13 protein-coding genes are annotated in these 17,682 nt (G+C 41.1%); 10 read left to right on the forward strand and 3 right to left on the reverse strand.

From position 1 onward, the window contains the following. Positions 1 to 172: 172 nt before the first annotated feature. Positions 173 to 982, reverse strand: coding sequence for a MurR/RpiR family transcriptional regulator (locus tag IGK63_RS03930; RefSeq protein ID WP_008377267.1), 810 nt, complete (start codon positions 980 to 982; stop codon positions 173 to 175). A 107-nt stretch (positions 983 to 1,089) separates the two neighbouring features. Between IGK63_RS03930 and IGK63_RS03935 the strand changes: the two genes are divergently transcribed. From IGK63_RS03935 to IGK63_RS03955, 5 genes are all read left to right on the forward strand, one after another. Continuing rightward, complete coding sequence (locus tag IGK63_RS03935; RefSeq protein WP_016613787.1) at positions 1,090 to 2,961, forward strand: beta-glucoside-specific PTS transporter subunit IIABC; 1,872 nt, start codon at positions 1,090 to 1,092, stop codon at positions 2,959 to 2,961. Further along, on the forward strand, positions 2,958 to 4,400 hold the full coding sequence (locus IGK63_RS03940) for a glycoside hydrolase family 1 protein (protein ID WP_005237340.1): 1,443 nt from the start codon (positions 2,958 to 2,960) through the stop codon (positions 4,398 to 4,400). Before IGK63_RS03935 ends, IGK63_RS03940 begins: the two co-directional genes overlap by 4 nt. 1 nt (position 4,401) lies before the next feature. Beyond that, the gene (locus IGK63_RS03945) at positions 4,402 to 5,862 is read left to right on the forward strand and encodes a glycoside hydrolase family 1 protein (RefSeq protein ID WP_016613788.1); all 1,461 of its coding nucleotides are present in this window, start codon (positions 4,402 to 4,404) and stop codon (positions 5,860 to 5,862) included. A 247-nt stretch (positions 5,863 to 6,109) separates the two neighbouring features. After that, complete coding sequence (locus IGK63_RS03950) at positions 6,110 to 6,310, forward strand: cold-shock protein (protein WP_005225331.1); 201 nt, start codon at positions 6,110 to 6,112, stop codon at positions 6,308 to 6,310. A 589-nt stretch (positions 6,311 to 6,899) separates the two neighbouring features. After that, positions 6,900 to 7,253 (forward strand): nuclear transport factor 2 family protein, encoded by a 354-nt coding sequence (locus IGK63_RS03955; protein WP_005237337.1) that lies wholly within the window; start codon positions 6,900 to 6,902, stop codon positions 7,251 to 7,253. 449 nt (positions 7,254 to 7,702) lie between these two features. Here the strand turns inward: IGK63_RS03955 and IGK63_RS03960 are convergent, their stop codons facing one another. After that, the gene (locus IGK63_RS03960) at positions 7,703 to 9,103 is read right to left on the reverse strand and encodes a metallophosphoesterase (protein WP_016613791.1); all 1,401 of its coding nucleotides are present in this window, start codon (positions 9,101 to 9,103) and stop codon (positions 7,703 to 7,705) included. Positions 9,104 to 9,495: 392 nt separating this feature from the next. On the opposite strand from IGK63_RS03960, the gene IGK63_RS03965 reads away from it, so the two are divergent. Further along, entirely contained in the window at positions 9,496 to 10,878 is a 1,383-nt protein-coding gene (locus IGK63_RS03965) for a CHAP domain-containing protein (protein ID WP_034872450.1), read from the forward strand. A gap of 170 nt (positions 10,879 to 11,048) precedes the next feature. Here the strand turns inward: IGK63_RS03965 and IGK63_RS03970 are convergent, their stop codons facing one another. Then, complete coding sequence (locus IGK63_RS03970) at positions 11,049 to 13,262, reverse strand: HelD family protein (protein WP_429972440.1); 2,214 nt, start codon at positions 13,260 to 13,262, stop codon at positions 11,049 to 11,051. 263 nt (positions 13,263 to 13,525) lie between these two features. On the opposite strand from IGK63_RS03970, the gene IGK63_RS03975 reads away from it, so the two are divergent. From IGK63_RS03975 to IGK63_RS03990, 4 genes are all read left to right on the forward strand, one after another. Beyond that, positions 13,526 to 14,563 (forward strand): NADH:flavin oxidoreductase/NADH oxidase, encoded by a 1,038-nt coding sequence (locus tag IGK63_RS03975; protein ID WP_034872452.1) that lies wholly within the window; start codon positions 13,526 to 13,528, stop codon positions 14,561 to 14,563. Between the two features lie 314 nt (positions 14,564 to 14,877). Continuing rightward, positions 14,878 to 15,360, forward strand: coding sequence for a PTS sugar transporter subunit IIA (locus tag IGK63_RS03980; protein WP_429972548.1), 483 nt, complete (start codon positions 14,878 to 14,880; stop codon positions 15,358 to 15,360). Continuing rightward, positions 15,357 to 16,760, forward strand: a complete 1,404-nt coding sequence (locus IGK63_RS03985) for a PTS fructose transporter subunit IIC (protein WP_016613797.1) — start codon at positions 15,357 to 15,359, stop codon at positions 16,758 to 16,760. The genes IGK63_RS03980 and IGK63_RS03985 overlap by 4 nt, the downstream gene beginning before the upstream one ends. 53 nt (positions 16,761 to 16,813) lie before the next feature. After that, positions 16,814 to 17,680: a ketose-bisphosphate aldolase gene (locus IGK63_RS03990; protein WP_016613798.1), complete on the forward strand. Its 867-nt coding sequence runs from the start codon at positions 16,814 to 16,816 to the stop codon at positions 17,678 to 17,680. Positions 17,681 to 17,682 lie beyond the last annotated feature (2 nt).

Raw genomic sequence — 17,682 nt, forward strand, 5'->3', positions numbered from 1 at the left:
GAAACAAAAAACATAAATGAGGAGAAATTTAATAAATATCAGCCTAGGATTAAAAAAATTTCAAAGAAACTAGGAATAAATGCGTGACGCTTACGAATGAATGAGACATCTCATTCACAAAGAACCCTCCATTATGGAAGAAATGCCCTTCTTCTATAATGGAGGGTCATTACTACATTCGCTTTCGATCAGTCAACTGCTTGAACTTCGATACGATCAAATCCATGATGAACTGATACATAAAGGCATGGGTTTGGAAATGGGTTTGATGAGGGAAGATGATGGCTTCTTGGACAAAGGGAAGTTCCGAGATCTGTGGGTTGGCGGTGATCACGATGACTTTGGCTTTGGTTCGATCAAAGAAATCTTTTCGAGGCGTTCCATTTCGAATTTGTTGCTTGGTCAGGTAGTCACCGGAATTGGTAAAAATAATAAAAAGCGATTCTTCATCGGCAGATTTGATGATTTCTTCCTGTACGAGATCGTCTTGGAAGGTCCGAATGAACTTGCCGTTGTAAGCTAGTTTGATCTGGAAATCAATAGCAGCCGATTCTGAGAATAATATTCCAAAAGCAAAGACATTTTTATGCGAAACAATTGCTTGTGCGACCCGTTCGATGGCTGGCAGATCAAGATGATGCCGCAGATAATCGATGTCTTGTATCACTGCGTCAAAATAGGAGTCTACGCCTTCTTGCTCCAAAGCAGACAAAATATTCGAGCGATAATTTAGCGGATTGTTGAAGCGGTTCTCGATGAAAGCTGCGTTGTCTTTTAAATCACCATAGTCATCAAAGCCTAAGGTACGGGCGAATTTTGAAACGGTTGACTTTGACACATGGCAAAGAGCGGCGAATTCACCAATACTTAGAGTTTGGATCTGATCGTAATAGTTGATCATGGTCAAACCGATATAGTAGTTGGTGGAATCAGTGGGTGCATTATTTAAAAGATTCAATAAACGAATGATTAAGAGGCCCATTTTCTTTCCTTTCTTGTAAGCAGTTTCCAAATTGCGAACTTTCGCAGGTGAGAGAAAAAAATCTGCTATAGTAACGCCATAAAGCGCTTTATAAATCAAACACGGGAGTGAGTCATTTGGCAAAAGATTATTCAAAACTTGCTAGTGAAATTATAGCACAGGTCGGTGGGGAACAAAATATCGTTAGCCTGTATCATTGCATCACTAGATTGCGTTTTAAGTTGAAAGATGTCGAGTTGGCACGAAAAAATAAGAACAAAATCCAGCAGCTTGATGGGGTATTGTCAGTCATTGAAGGAAATGGCCAGTTTCAAGTCGTGATCGGGAATCATGTGGCAGATGTTTTTCAAACGATCATGAGCAAGTATTCGATCCAAAACGCTTTGGAAAGTGATGGAGATGCCGAAGAATCAACAGAAAAACAAGGCAATGTATTTATCCGATTCTTCAATGTATTGTCTGCGATCTTTAATCCAATCATTGTTGCGCTTGCAGGGGCAGGGATGTTGAAAGCTTTACTAGTTGTTTTTACGACCTATCATTTGATGGACGCAGAAGGAAGCACCTATAAAATATTAGCTGCTGCTGGCAATAGTGTCTTTTATTTCTTGCCTTTATTTTTAGCGATCAGTGCAGCGCGGATTTTCAAAGTCAATATGTTTATTGCTTTAGCAATCGTTGGGGCGTTGCTGGAGCCGAATTTTACAGCAATGGTGACGGAAAACGGTGTGACGGTTGATTTCTTTGGCATCCCAGCTGTGCTGATGGGGTATTCGGGTACCGTGATTCCAGCGATCGTTTCGATCTATATCTACTCGCACTTGGAACGCCTACTCAAACGGATCATTCCTAAGAGTATCGAGATTTTTGCTCTATCGCTAGTGGCTCTTTTGATCATGGTGCCTCTGACCGTTTTGATCATTGGACCGGTAGGTGTAATGCTTGGGGACGGTTTAGGCAATGCCATGAACTTTATCAGCGATAAGAGTGGGCTGTTGGCTGGCTTGTTGATCGGTGGCGGTTGGACATTCTTAGTAATGATCGGGATCCATTGGGGAGTTGTACCGATCATGGTCAATAACCTAGCGGTATATGGCTATGATACGCTGCGCCCGATGATCGCAGCAGCAACATTTGCGAGTGCTGGGGTTGCTTTAGGTGTATTTTTACGCTCTCGCAGAAAAGAAACCAAAGGTCTGGCGCTATCTTCCTTGCTTCCAGCATTGCTTGGAGGAATTACAGAACCCATCGTCTATGGACTTTCGGTAAAATTTAAAAAGCCGTTGATTGCTCAAACCATCGTTGGTGCCATTGCTGGTGCGTTTATGGGCATGATGCAAACCAAGGCCATCGTCTATGTTTTTCCAGCATTGACGACATTGCCAGCTTTCTTTGGGGACACCTTTGTGTACTATTTGATCGGCATTGCCTTTGCGTTCTTCGGTACTGCTATTTTGACCTATGTATTAGGATTTGAAGAAACGCTAGAACCTGTTTTAGAAGAAGGTGCAGGGCTGCAAGTGATGACACCAGTTGCTGGTGAAGCGATCACGCTTGATGATGTCAAAGATGAAGTATTTTCTTCTCGAGCAATGGGAGATGGATTAGCCGTTTATCCATCAGCCGGCGATATTTATGCGCCACTTACTGGTACGGTTGTGACAGTGTTTCCAACTGGACATGCTTTTGGGATCCAATCAGCTGCTGGGACGGAAGTGTTGGTTCATATCGGCTTAGACACGGTTGATTTAGCAAAAAACGTGTTTGAGATTTCGGTGAAACAAGGGGATCAAGTCGTGAAGGGGCAAAAAATTGGCACCTTTGACTTAGCAAAAATTATTGAAAAAGGATATGATCCGACAACCATGTTGGTCTTTACCAGTGTGATCAAAGAAGATGCATTGACAGTTGTGGATCAAGCGAAAAAAGACGTTACCGCATTGGTAGCAAATGATTTATTAAAAGGAGCGATTTCATGAGTGTATTTCCAAAAAATTTCCTATGGGGCGGCGCAATCGCCGCAAATCAAGCCGAAGGAGCTTATTTGGAAGGAGGAAAAGGATTAAGCGTAGCAGATATTTTACCAGTTGGTGAAAAACGTATTGAGCAAGTTTCACTGCAGCTTGAAGAGGAAAACTTTTATCCGAGCCATGAAGCCATCGACTTTTATCATCGGTACCCAGAAGACATTGAACTGTTTGCGGAAATGGGCTTGAAGTGTTTGCGTACCTCAATTGCTTGGAGTCGCATTTTTCCGAATGGGGATGAGACGGAACCGAATGAAGCAGGTTTACAATTTTATGATGATTTATTTGATGCCTTGAATGAAAAAGGGATCCAACCAGTTGTTACGTTAGCTCACTTTGAGACACCACTGCATTTGGTAACGAAATATGGTGGTTGGCAAAATCGTGCACTGATCGATTTTTTTGATCGGTATACAAAAGTGGTTTTTGCACGCTATAAAGGGAAAGTGAAATATTGGATGACTTTCAATGAAATCAACCATACCCATACGATCCCTTTACTCGCAGCAGGTATCGATGTGTTTTCTTTCGAGACTGAAGAAGAAAAATTACAGGCACTTTATCAAGCGAGTCATAATATGTTTGTTGCAAGTGCCAAAGCAGTTCTGAATGGGAAGGCAGTAGATGAAAACAATCAGATTGGCTGTATGCTGTCACTGAGTCCGATTTATCCTGCAACGTGCAACCCGCAAGATGTTTTTGAATCGTATCAACTGCGCCGTCGTTCTTTGTTTTATAGTGATGTGCAATTGCGAGGAGCGTATCCTGAATACTTCGACCGCATCGTGAAGGATAATCATCTGTTGCTGGACATTACAGAAGAAGATCTAGCGATCATTAAAGCGGGGACCTGCGATTATTTAGGCTTTAGTTTTTACCGCAGCTCATTACATGAAGCGGGCATGAAAATTTTAGGTAATACTGGCGGATTATTGGGGAAAAAGAATCCTTACCTAAAAGAAACTGCTTGGGGATGGCCGATCGATCCGTTGGCATTACGCTATGTTTGCAGCGAATTGACTGATCGCTATCAAAAACCATTATTTATCGTTGAAAACGGAATTGGTTTAAAGGATGTTGTCAATGAAGATGGATCGATCGTCGATGAAGAACGGATGGCTTATTTGAAAGACCATGTAAAGGCAATGGCGGAATCGATCAAAGATGGCGCAACGATTCTAGGCTATACATGGTGGGGACCGATCGATATCGTTTCTGCGGGGACAGGAGAGATGGAAAAACGATACGGCTTTATCTATGTCGATAAGCAAAATGATGGTAGCGGAGATCTTTCCCGCAAGAAAAAAGCTAGTTTTGCGTATTATCAGCAAGTGATCGCCACGAATGGGGAAGCGTTGGCGTACGAATCATTTTTGAAAGGAGGCAAGTAAAATGAAAAGTTATTTTCCAAAAGATTTCCTCTGGGGGGGAGCAACAGCTGCCAACCAAGTTGAAGGAGGCTCTGGGATCGATGGAAAAGGCTTGTCGGTTTCTGATGTCTATCTGTTCGATTCCTCAATGCCGAAAGAACGTTGGACTGACCAATGGCATATGATGACTCATCAGCAAGTTGCAGAAGCACAGGATCCTAACAGCACGAAATACTATCCGAAAAGACAGGGCATCGATTTTTATCATCACTTTAAAGAAGATATTCGCTTATTTGCTGAGATGGGCTTCAAAGCCTATCGGATGTCAATTGCTTGGACACGGATCTTTCCAAAGGGGAATGAGGTAGAGCCAAACGAAGCTGGATTGGCATTTTACGACGCAGTCTTTGATGAATGTTTGAAGTATGGGATTGAACCAGTGGTATCACTATCCCATTATGAGATGCCTTTGTATTTAGTGACTGAGTATGGAGGATGGCCGAATCGGCAAGTGATCGACTTTTATGTCCGTTTTGCCAAGACGGTGATTGAGCGATACCAAAAGAAAGTCAAATACTGGGTGACTTTTAATGAAATCAACTGTGTCAAACACCATCCATATGTTAGTGTTGGGATCATTGAAGAAGGCCATCCAAATATTGAACAAGACAAGTACCAAGGGGCGCACCATCAATTTGTCGCCAGCGCAATCGTGACTGACTTTTGCCATCGATTGATTCCCAATGCCAAGGTCGGCTGTATGATCAGCTATCAATTATTAACGCCGTACAGCTGTGATCCAGATGATGTCCAAAAAACAGTCGAAAGTCAACGAACCTCACTCTTTTTCAGTGATGTGCAGGCAAGAGGCTATTATCCAGCATATGCCAACCGCATGTTTGAAGAAAAAGGAGTGGAATTGGTGATCGAACCAGGAGATTTAGAAGTCATCCGGGAAAACCCTGTGGATTTTGTTTCCTTTAGTTACTATATGTCCAGTGCAGTCAGCGCGCATCCAGAACGATTGGAAAGTGCTGTCGGGAATTTGATTACTGGTGGGATCAAAAACCCCTATTTGCCAAGCAGTAAATGGGGTTGGCAGATCGATCCCAAAGGGTTGCGAACAGCATTGAATCAACTCTATGATCGCTACCAAAAACCTTTGTTTATTGCCGAAAACGGTTTGGGAGCAGAGGATGTCGTAAACGAAGATGGCACGATCGATGATTTTTATCGAATCGACTATCTGCGTCAGCATATTGAACAAATCAATGAAGCCTTACATGATGGCGTCGAGGTCTTTGGCTATACGGCATGGGGCTGCATCGATATCATCAGTGCTTCGACCTCACAAATGTCGAAACGCTATGGTTTTATCTACGTCGACCAAGACGATGAAGGCAATGGCACAAAGAAACGCATCAAGAAAGCATCTTTTGATTGGTACAAAAAAGTAATTGCTTCAAACGGCGCAACTCTTTGATTTTTGATTCTTCCAGATAAAGCAATTCCTAGGCTTAATCATAAGGTTTCTTAACAATTTCGCTTATTATCAAGAAAAAAGCCCAAATTTATTTGCTATTTTATTTTAACCGTGCTATGATGAATAGGTAAAGTTCTGATATGTTAATACTTGTTTATCTTTTCTATTGATACACACTTCAATTACACATCATTTTCTATTACAAACAAATAAACACAGTCGATGTGTAATATGGAGGTATACGTTTATGAATAACGGTACAGTAAAATGGTTTAATGCAGATAAAGGTTTTGGATTTATTACAGGTGAAGACGGCAATGATGTATTTGCTCACTTCTCAGCTATCCAAGGCGACGGCTTCAAAACTTTAGAAGAAGGTCAAGCAGTGACTTTCGACGTTGAAGAAGGCCAACGTGGCTTACAAGCAACAAACATCGTTAAAGGTTAATTGACGTTAACAAGCGAGAATCCATTGGGTTCTCGCTTTTTTTTTGTTTTATTTTATGTAAATATTGAAATTGATAAGGTTTCCAGGATCTGTTACAAGAGAATAGTTGCAGGCTTTGAGGGCCTGGCATGGTAAATAGTACATCTTTGCTTTCGATAGTCAACTAACCCTAAGCGTTGCGTTTTACTTATCCATGATTTCTCATTCGATGATAAGCGTATAAAAAGAGGAAAAGAGAAAGAGGGCACTATACCGTATTCAATAAATAAATGCTTTTCACAGTAAATGAAAAAGTGATTGAACAGGTTTAGTAGCATCGCTACCAATAAAATCAATGATCGCTAGTGATTCAAATGGCATGTCTCATTTGAATAGAATAAAGAAACAGGTACAGTGGAAAATGCCACGATTCAATGTATGGTCCCCCGTACTTATACAAGAGTAATCGATGTGCAAGATCGATAATTCTTATTCGTTTCATCGATATTGTCTTGAATCAATTGCAAAAGTAGAATATATTGATACAAATTAGATACTTTTTTTATTGCAGATGGGAACAAAGATGATTACCTATCGAGGGGGAATCTATATGAAGCCAAAAGAAATACTTTGCCAATGGGTTGATGCGTTTAATCAAGCAGATGTAGAATGTATTTCAGAATTATATGATGACAATGCAATAAACCATCAGGTTGCCAATGAGCCAGTTATTGGGAAAGAAGCGATAAAGCAGATGTTTGAGCAAGATTTTTCTAACGCAAAAATGGTTTGTATCGTTGAGAACATTTTCGAAGATGGACAATGGGCAATTTTAGAGTGGCGTGACCCATTAGGTTTGAGAGGCTGCGGTTTTTTTCAAATAGTAAATGATAAAATTTTATTTCAAAGAGGCTACTGGGATAAATTATCTTTTTTAAAACAGCACGACTTGCCTATTGAATAAAAGGAATCCCCGTATAGGAATGGTTAGCAGATATGCATGACAGGAAGGTTAATCGCTTCACGTAAAATTCTTAAAGGGCAACACTGTATGAAAACAAAGCTTTTTGTTTAAGTAATGTTTAAGAATAAGTACGTTTTCTTCCATTTGCACTCTGTCTCGTGGTATAGTTGTTAATAAGCGACAAATATTTTTGTACCACACGTTACTTGTTTTGAAGAAATTTATTCAAACCTGGCGTAACTTCAGAGTTACAAGGATACAATAGAGGTTAGGGATTGTATCGTTTAAATGAGAAATAAATAATAGTAGTAATAGTATGCTGCACTTTCAAAGAATAAATATTGACTCGTCAGATAGCCTTCTCGTTTACCCAAACGAGAGGGCTATCGTTCATTAGAAAAGAAAAAGTGTCTTTTTCCTAAAAGAAAGGAAGAAGACACTTTTTGGCTTTATTCTGCTGTGAGGGGGATCGTCAGCTTGCGATCATCGGTTTGATCGTCGAGCATTGAATCGACATATTGCTTCAAAAAGTAAGAATAGGTCGATAACCACTGATACTCCTCGGAGTCTTTGATGGCAGCTATTTCCTCGACTGAGTAAGTATCATTGCCAGTAAAAAGGGCCGTGTTCAGCTTCGTGACAAACGTGCAAAGTTGTGTGATCTGGGCTTCTGACAGTTCAGACACGGCGGACAATTGGTCGCGGACCAGTTGGTCGGTGTCATTTTCAAAAATACTTTTCTGGTAGTTTTGATAGTCCAGTAACTGTTCATCAGTTTGCTTCGTTTCAGCCGCCCAAGCATCGAGATCAATCTGCCGAGCTTCGTAGTCGATATCTTTGTCAGAAAGAGAAAGGACGCCGTAGCCTAATTCTGCTGTTGAATAAGACCCAGTGACTGCTTCATAAAGCGAATCATTCCCTTCGTTAATGTCTTGAATGTGGATATGACCAGAGAAAACGGCTGGCACGTTGAAGCGTTCCAACAAAGCGACAGTCTCAGAGGCGTTGTTGAGAACATAACCGTCTTGTAACAATTTATTATGACTGAACAAGTTATGGTGTAAAAAGACCAGTGGTACTTGCTCTGCTTCTTTTGTCAGGGTTAATTGCTCCTCCAACCAGGTTAGAGTAGCTGGTTTCAACTCACCATTCGTTGTAGGCTCATCCCAATTAACCTCAGAATCGTAGATACATGAATCTAGTAAAAAGAGGCGATACTTGTCATTTAACTGAATGCTGTAGCTAAGGGAAGACTTGTCGATACTGTTGGCTTTTTCGTAACCTTCAGCAAAAATCGTTTGAAAATCCTCAGGACTGATTTGATCGGCATAGTATTCCTTTTCACCTTGAAATGCTCGCGCCCAACCATTGTAAATCTCGTGGTTGCCAGGTAATGCTAAAACCATAATGCCAGCTTCTTGCAATGGTTCAAGCAATCTTGCCAACTCTTGAGCACTTGCTTTCTCGCCATTGAGCGTCATATCACCGGTCAAAATAATTCCCGTTGGTTTCTCCTTTAAGGCTTGAGCGGTGAAGGCCTCGATTGATTGTTCTTGATACATCATCTCTTTGCCAGCAGCTCCTTGCGTGAAGGTCTGAAAGGCTTCGCCATTATCATGAAGCGTGGAGGAAAGAAAATGAATATCACTTAAGAGCCAAAACTCACTGTTGCTTGCCTGTTGCAAAGGTGTATCGGCTTCATGCACCTTACGAAATTGAAAGAATAACAGGAAACAGGTGACAAAAAGTGTAAGAAGTGCCAATGGCCAAAACCATTTTTTGTGTGTACGAATCGCGATTCCCTCCTCGCTTGTTTTATTTATTATAGGAAGGAAAAGGAATCTTGTCACATAAAGGGTCTTTTTTTGAAAGATTTCTTGTTTTCATAGTTTTTCTTGTTAAGATAATTCCGAAAAAACTATAAGTGCTCTTATTTAGGTGCTTTTATGTGATAAAAATAACTAAAATAGAAAGAACATCATTTTTTGAAAATGAAAAGAAAACGCGGTGTTTTATTCAGAAACATTGATTTAACGGTCTTTAATTGTTCTGTTATTTATCGCTGAGATAAAGGAAGTGTTAGATTGAAACATTTTTGTAACATTTCCTTTATCTGTGTGTCATATCATTATGGTAGAATTCATTTGTCGTTAAATCGAACATTAAACTTTCTTAGACAAAATTAAGTTTTTATAAAGGCAGTTCATCTGTCAAATCAACCAGCTAGTCGGAGGAAAAACGAGTGAAGAATAGTTTGTTATCAGCATTAATGGTGTGTTCACTAACATTAACCGCAGTTGCAGCACCTGCATTAGCATTTGCAGATTCCATTGATGTTCAAATCGAGCAGCAAGACCAAAAAATCAATTCTCTTAAAGGTCAGCAAGCTGACGCCCAATCACAGATCGATTCTCTAGAAGCAGAAATTGAAACAGTGAGTGCAAAAGTTGCTTCATTAGAAGCAAAACAAGTTGAGTTAGGTCAAGAAGCTGAGAAATTGCAAGACAAAATCGCAACATTGAAATTGCGTATTGCCAAACGTGAAGAAGCAATTCAAAAGCAAGCCCGTGATGTACAAGTTAACGGTCAAAGCACCAATTTCATTGATGCTGTTTTAGAAGCAGATTCTTTAACGGATGTTATCGGTCGCGTACAAGCGATGACAACGATCGTCAATGCAAACAATGATTTAGTTGAACAACAAAAACAAGACAAACAAGATGTTGAAGACAAAGTCAAAGAAAACGAAAGCAAGATCCAAGAAGTTGCTGCAAACCAAGCAGAACTTAGCCAACAAAAAGATGCCATTGCAGCAAAACAAGCTGATTTAAATGTCTTGAAAGCAAACTTAGCAGCAGAACAAGCAACTGCTGAAAAAGACAAAGATGCATTGAACAAGAAAAAACAAGAAGCGGAAGCTGAAAAAGCCCGTATCTTGAAAGAACAACAAGAAGCTGCTGCTGCTCAAAAAGCAGAAGAAGAAAGACAAGCTGCTGCTTTGAAAGAAGCACAAGAAGAAGCTGCTGCCCAATCAACAGAGAGCACGACAGAAAATACAGTTGTTTCTACTGAAACAGCAACAAGTAGTTCTTCAAGCAACACAAGCTCAAGTTCAAGCAATACTAGCAGTTCTAACAGCTCAAGTTCATCGAACACAAGCTCTTCGAACACTGGTTCAAGCAATTCAAGTTCAAGTAACTCAGGTTCAAACTCTTCATCAAACAATGATTCTACCGGAAGTACTTCTACAGGCGGCGGAAAAGATCATTCAAGCTCAGGGAACATGTATGCTTGGGGTCAATGTACTTGGTACGTGAAAAACCGTGCTCCTTGGGTAGGTACTTACTGGGGTAACGGGGCCCAATGGGGTGCGTCAGCTGCAGCTGATGGGTACACTGTCAATGGTACACCAGCAGCCGGTGCTGTTGTAGTCTTTGCCGCTGGTCAATCAGTTGGTGGCGTTTGGACTGCTGATCCAACTTATGGTCACGTAGCCTATGTTGAATCATACAACCCATCAAACAATACGATCACGATCTCTCAAGGCGGAATGGGCTTTGACAGTCCTGGTGGACCAAACACTGCAACATTGAGCGCATCTGGATATACTTACATCCATCGCTAATCAAATCAAAAGCAAAGCATCAACGCAATCGCGTTGATGCTTTTTTATTTGATCGATAGCATTTTCACTTCTTGATCAGTTAGGTGAGAGAACTACCTAGAGAGACAAGACAGGGTTCTCTCAAATCTTATCAAGATTCTATAGAAAATAGGAGGTTTCTCGTTCTACTATCAAATAGTGAGAAACGGTGAAAAGGTCGTTTTTGAAGTTACCATCAGTTCTTCCATTGCACGAGAAATCGCCGTATAGAGAATCCGCTGATCTTGATCGGTATGATAATTTTCTGCTGAAACAGCATATAAAAGAACCTGCTTAAATTCCAATCCTTTGGCAAGATGAATCGGTAAAACCGTTCCATGAAATGACACGGCCTGTTTATCGAAGAATTGTTTAAGCTCTTCACTGGATCGACTATCTTTTGTGATGATCGTTACTGGCTGCTTAAGTTCCTTTACTATGTCTACCAAGGCAACGTCAGTCAGATTGGCATAAAACTGTGGCAACTTTCCTGCTGGTCGAACGGCAGAGATTTTTAAATTGGTTTCTTTTGGTAGCATTTGAGCAAATAACCGTGTGATTGCACCGCTAGACCGATAACTCGTAGTCAGCTGATACGTTTCGAGGGATTTCGCCTGTTGTTGAAATATCGTTTGGATTTCTGATACGGTGATGGCACTTGTAAAAATCGCCTGTTGCTGATCCCCCACGAGGGTGAAAGCGGTCATAGGAAAAAGACATAATAGAAACTGCAGTTGTGCTGGCGTATAATCTTGGACTTCGTCGATAAAGAGATAGCGCAAAGCAGGGACAGGTTGTTTTTCGGCCACCAAATGACGTATCAGCAATAGACAAACAGTATAATCCAAACTATCTGTTGTTTGCGTCAAAGTGATCTGTCCATGAGTAAAATAGTCGGCACTGTCTGCTAACAATTGTTTCGTATCAAACCACGTAAGGTCGTTGATTTGTTTCGTAACTTTTGCATATTTTTTCTTTAGGAGGCGAAGGGCTGCTTTCTGAATCGTTTTTTCTGAATCATCTTTTAAAACTGTCCCTAAAAGGGATCGTTGTTCATCTTCAGTCAAAGAACGAACTTGGTCGTGAACATTCGCTGCTAAGGCATTTTTTTGCAATCGTTCCTCCCAAGCGTAAGCCAATTTCTTTTTGACAGCTTGGATGCGATCGCGCAAGGGTGCCTGTTTCGGTGTTTCTTGGAAGAAAGTGTCGATCGTTTCTTCAGAAAAAAGGACGACGTTTTTTCTTTTGATTGGTTTAAACTGAAGCACAAGTTCTTCTGGCAGCTGTTTGCTCAAGGATTGAAGAAAGCGGCTGAAGTCAGCACTGCGTAAAAGTTCGATTGCTTCACTGGGTGCTTGCTGGATGCGGTCAAAATAAGCCTCTTCCGGTTCTAAGTCAACGCTAGGAAATACTTGGCAAAACTGCCGCATGGTCAACATGCGGTCAAAATAAGCCTCTTCCGGTTCTAAGTCAACGCTAGGAAATACTTGGCAAAACTGCCGCATGGTCAACGTCAATGGATTTTTTTCACCGAGGGAAGGCAGCACTTGCGAAATATAATCAATAAACCGCGAATTCGGGGAGAGGATCAAGACATTCTCTGCGGTCATCTCTTCACGAAAATGGTACAGCAAAAAGGCGATCCGCTGCATGACAGCAGAAGTTTTTCCGCTTCCAGCAACACCGTTGACCAGTAGGTTTTTATGCGCTAAGTCACGGATGATGACGTTTTGTTCGTGTTGGATCGAAGCAGTGATATCCTGCATTTTTTGGCTATTATTGGCTTCAAGGGCTGCCAGTAACACGTCATCTTGAATCGCCACTGAGGTATCAAAGGCTTGCTTCAATTGATCTTTTTCGATAATAAATTGACGGCGTTGTTCAAGAACGGCAGAAATCGTCTGATTGTTCACTTGATAAGAGACCGGACCCAAGCGTTTGGCATAGAACAATTCGGCAATTGGGGAGCGCCAATCATAGATCAGCCCTTCCTTATTTTCATTAACAAAACCATTGATCCCAATGTAAAAATCTTCTATCGTTTCCTCATCTTCAAATTGTAGGGAGATTTTACCAAAGTAGGGACTATCCAGAAGACGGTCGATGGCAGCTAATTCACGTTCAGCAGATTGAAGAGCGGCGTTCATTTGGTCGATCTCACGATTCTTACTTTCGATGGCAGCAAAAGTATCTAAACGGTCAGCAAAATTATCAAAGTTTAAGCGAATCTCTTCGCCGATGCTTTGCATCGCAAGGCGATCTTTTTTTCTGCCTTCAGTCAAGAAACTGTTCAGCACTGTCTTTCGTGTCAGCAATTGCTGGTACGTGTCTGCGAGATGCTTCTTTTCAGCCTTTAGGTTGTTCATTCAGACTCACATCCATTCTCCAAAGTAACTCAATTATACGGGCATCCACCAAAAATACTAGTCTATTTTTTTGACTCTGGATGCGGTATAATAATAGTGGGAAGAGGCAGCTGATTGTTCCAATGTCATGGGAGCAAGCAGAATGCGTCTATTTTTTTGTTTTAAAAATGAGAAAAAGGGTCATTGCTTGTGTTTTTGAAGGGGCTGTTTATACTGAATATAGAGAAAAATACAAAGCGAAAAATCGTTGAGGGAGTGTCAACATGTCCAAACTATTGTCACCAGTGAAGCTAGCGAATTTAACATTGGCCAACCGCGTCGTTATGTCGCCGATGTGTATGTATGAAGTAAAAAAAGAAGACGGTGTTGCGGAGCCCTTTCATTTTGTTCACTATGGGGCACGAGCATTAAGCAAAGCCGGATTGATCATTATCGAAGCAACTGCCGTTGAACCAGACGGACGAATCACAAACAATGATCTAGGGTTATGGAATGAAGAACAGCAAACAGAACTGACGAAATTGGTGGAACTGCTGCATGGTTTCAATGCGCAAGTAGGCATCCAACTAAGCCATGCAGGACGAAAAGCAGTTGATGCCACCAATCCTTTGGCACCAAGTGCCGTTGCCTTTAACGAACGCTACCCGTTACCGTCAGAAATGACCCTGTCGGAAATCAAACGGGTGCAAGATAGTTTTGTTCAGGCTGCCCAACGAGCAGCCAAAGCGGGTGTCACGATGATCGAACTTCATGGGGCTCATGGCTACTTGATGGATCAATTTCTTTCCCCTCTCGTCAATCAACGCACCGACCTGTATGGTGGTTCCTTAGAGAATAGGTATCGCTTTGTAAAAGAAACGGTACAAGCAGTTCGGGCGGTCTTTTCTGGGGCATTGTGGATGCGCTTGTCACTGACAGACTATGAAGAACCAGGACGCCAAAATTCGTTGGAAGATTGGCAGCAAGTAGCCCAATGGCTTCAAGCAGATGGCTTTGATTGTCTTGATTGCTCAACCGGTGGTGTGGTGGATAAAAAGCCTAATATTCCGATCTATGATGGCTACCAAGTGCCCTTTGCTGCAGCCATCAAGCAAGTGGTCGATATTCCCGTAGCAGCAGTCGGTTTATTGGATAATCCTGATCTTTGTGAATATCTTTTGCAAACCAATCAAGTGGATTTGGTTTTACAAGGCCGCGCATTGATCAGAAATGCCAACTGGTTGGCAGATGCAGCGGCTAAACTTCACGATAAGTCCTTTCAAGCGTACAATGATTCCTATCAACGTGGGGTGAAACGTTGAATCATGTTTTATTACATGAGAGTTGATTCGAAAGAATGTCTTGTAAGTGTAGAGATCGGGAATGGAAGAAAAGTAGAGATTTACTTGCGGTTTTTCTTTCAAGAAAATTTTTAGTATAGGTATTAATCGAAATAAGAGAACAATGGACGATGATTTGTCGTTCCTTGTTCTTTTTTTGACTTTTATAGATCAACTTTATGAACGTATCCCACTTTTTTTCGTTCTTTTGCATTAAATAGCTCATAGTGTTGAACTGTTTAGTTCACGATGGTATAGTTTAGGCAAGTTTTCGAAAACGATTACAAAAAATGGAGGTGTTGAAATTGGATATCGGTCAACTGATTGATGAACGATTCATTTTATTTGATGAGCAAATTCGGACAAAAGAAGAATTGTTTACTCAAGCATCTGTTTTATTCGAGTCCTCAGGAGTTATCAGTAATATAAAGAAGTACAAAAAAGATTTATTTCGTCGCGAGAAACAAACCTCTACTGGGATTGAAGATCATTTTGGTATTCCTCATGCAAAAAGTAAGGCAGTACTAAGGCCCGCAATCGCCTTCGTAAAGTCGAGTCCAATTACTGATTATCAAGCAATTGACGGAACGGCTGTCACCTATTCTTTTGTCATCGCAGTACCTGAAAAGAGTACTGACGATCATTTAATCATCTTAAGCAAACTCGCACGATTGTTGATGCACGAAGGATTTCGAAATGCAGTAAAGAAGGCAAAAGACGCCTCAGATATTATTAATAATATTCAATCAAATCAATCAGAAAAGAGGGAACCTGTATGAAAATTGTCGGTATTTCTGCTTGTCCGACTGGAATTGCGCATACGTATATGGCTGCTGAAAAACTGGAAAAAACGGCAAAATCATTGGGATATACAATCAAAATCGAGACACAAGGAGTAAAAGTCGAAAACATTTTGAGTACAGAAGAAATTCAACAGGCAGAGGTTGTCATTTTAGCGGTTGACAAAGAAGTACAGACCGACCGATTTGCTGGAAAAAAAGTTAAAAGAGTGTCAACCGCAAGAGCAATCAGAGAACCAGAAAAAGTAATTCAAGAGGCAATTGATGGGGTAGAAGTGACCACGGTTGCCCAAGCCGAGCATGTTTCAAACGAATCCGGAAAGAAAGCTGGCATTTATAATCATTTCATGAATGGCGTTAATTACATGTTGCCTTTGGTTATTGCTGGTGGAATTTTAATTGCGTTTAGTTTTGCTTTTGGGATCAATGCAGCTGATCCTAGCGATCCATCATACAATCAAATTGCCGAAGTTTTAAGCACGATTGGTGGGAATACGGCTTTTGCATTGATGGTTCCTGCACTTGCAGCAGGAATTGCCACTTCCGTTGCCGGTAGACCGGGCTTTGCCGCTGGTTTGGTTGCGGGAACGATGGCGGCAAGTGGAGGATCTGGTTTTTTAGGTGGGATGGTTGGTGGTTTACTCGCTGGGTATGCTACGGATTATTTAGCGAATAAAGTAACAGTAGCAAAATCATTTGCGGCACTCTATCAGTTGATTATTGTTCCTTTGATCTCAGTTGCTGTGACTGGCTTTGCCATGTTTTATTTCATTGATAAACCAATCTCTTATGTATTGGATGCTTTGACGAATTGGCTTAATGGACTTGGTTCTACGAGTGGTGTGGTATTCGGCTTACTGATAGGCATTATGATGGCAGCTGATATGGGCGGTCCCATCAATAAATCGATTTCAACCTTTAGTATTGGTTTGATGTCGGCAGGAGTTAATGCACCAATTGCGGCTTGTATGGCTGCCGGGATGACACCTCCTCTAGGCATTGCCTTGGCTTCTATCTTGTTTAAGCAAAAATTTACTCAAGAAGAACGAACTTCTGCTCAGTCTTGCTGGGTTTTGGGATTATCTTATATTACTGAAGGTGCGATTCCATTTGCTGTCGCTGACCCATTACGAGTAATACCTAGTTTGATGGCAGGTTCAGCAACCGCTGCTGCAATATCAATGGGTGTCGGCGTAACTTCATTAGCTCCACATGGTGGTATCTGGATCTTACCGATTCCCAATGTATTGAACAATCCGTTGATGTATGTCGTGGCAATCGTTTCTGGAACGGTGGTTACAGCATTGATGTTAGGGTTTTTGAAAAAATCTAGAACTGAAATGGAACGCCAACCAACCGATGAAGGAAAACTGATTTAGAAACTATTTATAAGTTGAAGCGAAACGAATCAAAAGAAAAGAGGAATGTCACAATGTTAATGACAATGAAAGAATTACTTGCTGTAGCAAAAGAACATAAATTTGCTGTTCCAGCATTTAATATTTGCAGTTTTGATATGTTAAAAGCAATCATGGAAGAAGTTGAGGCACAGGATGCACCAGTCATTTTAGAAATTCATCCTGATGAGATCGAATACTTAGGAGATTGTTTCATAGCGACAGTGCGGGAGTACGCATTAAAAAGTAAGGTACCAGTCGTTATTCATTTGGATCACGGGGGATCAATCTACGATGTCATGCGGGCGATCCGTAATGGCTATACCTCGGTGATGATCGATGCATCATTAGCCGATTACGAAGAAAATAAAAAAATCACGAAAGAAGTTGTTGAACTGGCACATATGGTTGGTGTCAGCGTTGAAGCAGAAATTGGTACGATTGGGAACAACGGTTCCGCAGAAGGGGGAGCTGCAGAAATTATTTACACAGATGTCGACCAAGCCGAAGACTTTGTACGTGCTACCGGCATTGACACCCTTGCCATTGCAATTGGAACGGCTCATGGGTTGTATCCAAAAAATATCACCCCTAAGTTGAACATCGATTTATTGAAAAAGTTGAACGATCGTATTGCTTTACCATTTGTATTGCATGGTGGGTCAGGAAACCCAGATCATGAAGTGCGAGAGTCTGTAAAATATGGCGTATGTAAAGTAAATCTTAGTTCTGATTTGAAATCCGTATTTTTTGATTCAGTCAGAAAAGTATTGACGGAAAACCCTGCTATGTATGAACCAAATCAAGTATATGTACAACCAATAAAAGATGTGAAAGCTGTTGTACGCCATAAGTTGACCCTGCTGAATACGGTTGACAAAGCACGTTTTTATCAGAGATAATA

This window comes from Enterococcus sp. AZ040 (assembly GCF_050499185.1).
Lineage (GTDB): Bacteria > Bacillota > Bacilli > Lactobacillales > Enterococcaceae > Enterococcus_D > Enterococcus_D entomosocium.

What these genes read in the sequence shown, in the direction of transcription:
- IGK63_RS03930 (WP_008377267.1), bottom strand. Translation starts at nt 982, where the DNA reads ATGGGCCTCTTAATCATTCGTTTATTGAATCTTTTAAATAATGCACCC.
- IGK63_RS03940 (WP_005237340.1), top strand. Translation starts at nt 2,958, where the DNA reads ATGAGTGTATTTCCAAAAAATTTCCTATGGGGCGGCGCAATCGCCGCA.
- IGK63_RS03945 (WP_016613788.1), top strand. Translation starts at nt 4,402, where the DNA reads ATGAAAAGTTATTTTCCAAAAGATTTCCTCTGGGGGGGAGCAACAGCT.
- IGK63_RS03950 (WP_005225331.1), top strand. Translation starts at nt 6,110, where the DNA reads ATGAATAACGGTACAGTAAAATGGTTTAATGCAGATAAAGGTTTTGGA.
- IGK63_RS03955 (WP_005237337.1), top strand. Translation starts at nt 6,900, where the DNA reads ATGAAGCCAAAAGAAATACTTTGCCAATGGGTTGATGCGTTTAATCAA.
- IGK63_RS03970 (WP_429972440.1), bottom strand. Translation starts at nt 13,262, where the DNA reads ATGAACAACCTAAAGGCTGAAAAGAAGCATCTCGCAGACACGTACCAG.
- IGK63_RS03975 (WP_034872452.1), top strand. Translation starts at nt 13,526, where the DNA reads ATGTCCAAACTATTGTCACCAGTGAAGCTAGCGAATTTAACATTGGCC.
- IGK63_RS03985 (WP_016613797.1), top strand. Translation starts at nt 15,357, where the DNA reads ATGAAAATTGTCGGTATTTCTGCTTGTCCGACTGGAATTGCGCATACG.
- IGK63_RS03990 (WP_016613798.1), top strand. Translation starts at nt 16,814, where the DNA reads ATGTTAATGACAATGAAAGAATTACTTGCTGTAGCAAAAGAACATAAA.